Consider the following 2,811-nt stretch of genomic DNA (forward strand, 5'->3'; position numbering starts at 1 on the left):
ATAGTTTTGAATTTGCCAAAATTTTAAAAGAAAATCCAAAGATATCTTTTTTATAGGCGGGGCTTTTGGATTTGAAGAGGAGTTTTTGAAAAAATGTGATTTAACTATAAGTTTAAGTAAATTAACCCTTAGCCATAAAATCGCAAAACTCGTTTTACTTGAGCAAATTTTTAGAGCCTATACCATCATATTTAAACACCCTTACCATAAATAGAAACTTTAAGCAAAAATTTGTTAAAGTTTAATCAGCTTATTTTTAGGAGAGAGCTATGCATTTGAAAAGATATACCTTTTTTTCGATTTTACTTATTGCAATAATCGGAGTTGCGGTATATTCCCAGATTGAAACAAAATATACCTTTGATATTTTAGGGATACCTATTACTTTACCTGTGGCAGTTTGGATAATAATACCTATGATTTTGCTCTATTTTGCATCTATATTTCATATGGCTTACTATTCGTTTAAAGGTTATATGAAAGGCAAAAAATATAAAAAAGATTATGAAACTATCGTTAAATCTTTATTTAATGCCATTTTAAGAGAACCAAAAATTCAAAATTATAAAACCGCAGAGTTTAGAAATATCGGTTCTGTTACAGATAGATCAAATATTCTTTTAACCCAATACAATTTTGATTGTAAAGAGGATCTTTTAAGAAAAGCTGTTCAATACGTAAAAGATATCGAAAGAGGCGAATATATCGAAATTAAGGAGATAAAGCTCTCAAACGACAACCCTATTTTTATAAAAAATTTGGAAAATAGAATCCAAGAAGAGCCTACATATAGCGGCGTAATATTAAATAGATGCAAAGAATTTCCAAAAGATCTATGCAAAAAAGCGCTAAATAAGTTTTTAGAGTATGGTGATATCGCGAAAATAAAAGATTATTCAAAAATTTTTGATAAAGAGAGCTTATTTAACCTAATAGATATTGCTAAAAAAGAGGAGAGAAAATTAGACTTAAACGTTGCAGACCTAATCTATATAATTCAAGAGTCAAAACTTGATCTTAATGAAAAAGATTTTATTGAATTAGCAAAAAAAGCTAGCGATCTATTTATGCCCGATGAGAGACTAAAGCTTTTTGAACTTTTAAAAAATAGTAACGAAAAAGCAGAAGCTGCATATATCTATACTCTTTTGGATCTTGAGATGATAGATAAAGCAAAAGATGAATTGGAAAATAGCGAAGAGAGCGAATTTTTAAATCTAAAAGCCTTTTTAGAGCTTAAAGAGTGCGGAAGAAACTATCCTTTAGAGCTTTTTATCTAACTTTAGCCTCAAATTGAGGCTCTTGCATTTACCTTAAAAATATTTTAAAATACCTTCAAAAATTTTAGAGGATATTTATGAAACTAAATTTTTCAAAACCTCTTTATATATTGGCTCCCCTTGCTGGTTTTACGGACCTTCCTTTTAGAAGCGTGGTTAAAAAGTTTGGTGCCGATTTGACCGTAAGTGAGATGATCAGTTCAAACGCTTTGGTTTATGATAGTAAAAAAACATATAAAATGATTGAAAAATCCCCTTTAGAAGATCCATATTTTGTTCAGATCGCCGGAAGCGACGAAAATATAATAAAAGAGGCAATTTTAAGGCTAAATGATATAGAGGGAATTGACGGAATAGACCTTAATGCTGGATGCCCGGTTCCAAAAGTGGTAAAACAAGGAGCCGGTAGCGCCCTTTTGAAAGAGCCTAAAAAATTGGCAAAATTGGTAGAGACTATAAAAAAATATTCAAATAAAGAGTATACCTCGGTAAAGATAAGGATAGGGTTTAGCGAAAACAGAGTAGTTGAGATAGTAAAAGAGATTGAAAGAGCCGGTGCTGATTTTATAACGATACATGGAAGAACAAGAAGCGGCGGTTTTAAAGCTCCGGTTAATTATAGCGCTATAAAAGATGCAAAAGAGGCGGTAAGTTTGCCGATCATTGCAAACGGAGATATAACCGATTTTAAAAAGGCAAACTCGGTTTTAAGATATACAAAAGCAGACGGTGTGATGATAGGACGCGGGGCTATAGGCAAACCTTGGATATTTTACCAGCTAAAAAATGAAAAAGAGTTTGTTGATGAAGAGATAAAAACCAAAATAATATTGGAACATTTCAATCAAATGATAAAATTTTACGGCGAATATGGCGCTGTTATGTTTAGAAAGCATCTTCATACATACTCAAAAGGGTATAAAGGAGCCTCATCCTTTAGAGATAAAATCAACAAAATTAGCGATCCCAAAATAATGAAAGAGGAGATTTTGGAGTTTTTCTCTTCAAAAGATTTAGTTTAAAAGCTCTTTTTTTACTACTGGGATTATTTTTTGTTTAATTAATTCTTTTGTTTTTAAAAACTCTTCATAGGGTTTTTTGTCCGGATCTTCTAAAGGTATATGAATAACTTTTGTTTTTTTTGGAAAAATAGGGCAACTCTTTTTTGCGTTATCGCAAACCGTTATAACAAGATCAAAATCTATATCTATTATCTCATCTATATTTTTTGAATAATAATCTTCCCAAGCATCCTCTTTTAATAAAACCTTTTTTGCGTTTGGATTGACACTGCCTGCGGGGTTGCTTCCGGCACTATAAGCTTTTACTTTATTTTTTAGATATTTGTTTATCAAACCTTCTGCCATGATGGACCTACAGCTATTTCCTGTGCATAAAATTAGGACTTTTTTCATACTCTCTCTTTAAACCCGAATTTTGCAATAGACTTTATCACATTAGTACTTTTCATTGAGCTTATAGGCAATTAAAAATTTTTTGACTTATCACCATGTAGATAAGCCTTCAAAAT

The 2,811-nt window shown here is 31.1% G+C and carries 4 protein-coding genes; 3 read left to right on the plus strand and 1 reads right to left on the minus strand.

Translation table 11 applies throughout. From position 1 onward, the window contains the following. Positions 1–85 precede the first annotated feature (85 nt). From AC30RD_RS08025 to AC30RD_RS08035, 3 genes are all read left to right on the plus strand, one after another. Positions 86–214: a 23S rRNA (pseudouridine(1915)-N(3))-methyltransferase RlmH gene (locus tag AC30RD_RS08025; RefSeq protein ID WP_489493951.1), complete on the plus strand. Its 129-nt coding sequence runs from the start codon at positions 86–88 to the stop codon at positions 212–214. Between the two features lie 55 nt (positions 215–269). Next, complete coding sequence (locus AC30RD_RS08030; protein WP_489493952.1) at positions 270–1,280, plus strand: hypothetical protein; 1,011 nt, start codon at positions 270–272, stop codon at positions 1,278–1,280. Between the two features lie 77 nt (positions 1,281–1,357). Next, positions 1,358–2,302 (plus strand): tRNA dihydrouridine synthase, encoded by a 945-nt coding sequence (locus AC30RD_RS08035; protein WP_489493953.1) that lies wholly within the window; start codon positions 1,358–1,360, stop codon positions 2,300–2,302. On the opposite strand, the gene AC30RD_RS08040 is transcribed toward AC30RD_RS08035, so the two are convergent. Then, positions 2,294–2,695 carry an arsenate reductase ArsC gene (locus AC30RD_RS08040; RefSeq protein WP_489493954.1) on the minus strand — a complete coding sequence of 134 codons (402 nt, stop codon included), beginning with the start codon at positions 2,693–2,695 and terminating at the stop codon, positions 2,294–2,296. The genes AC30RD_RS08035 and AC30RD_RS08040 overlap by 9 nt on opposite strands. Positions 2,696–2,811 lie beyond the last annotated feature (116 nt).

The organism is Nitrosophilus sp. (genome assembly GCF_982775275.1).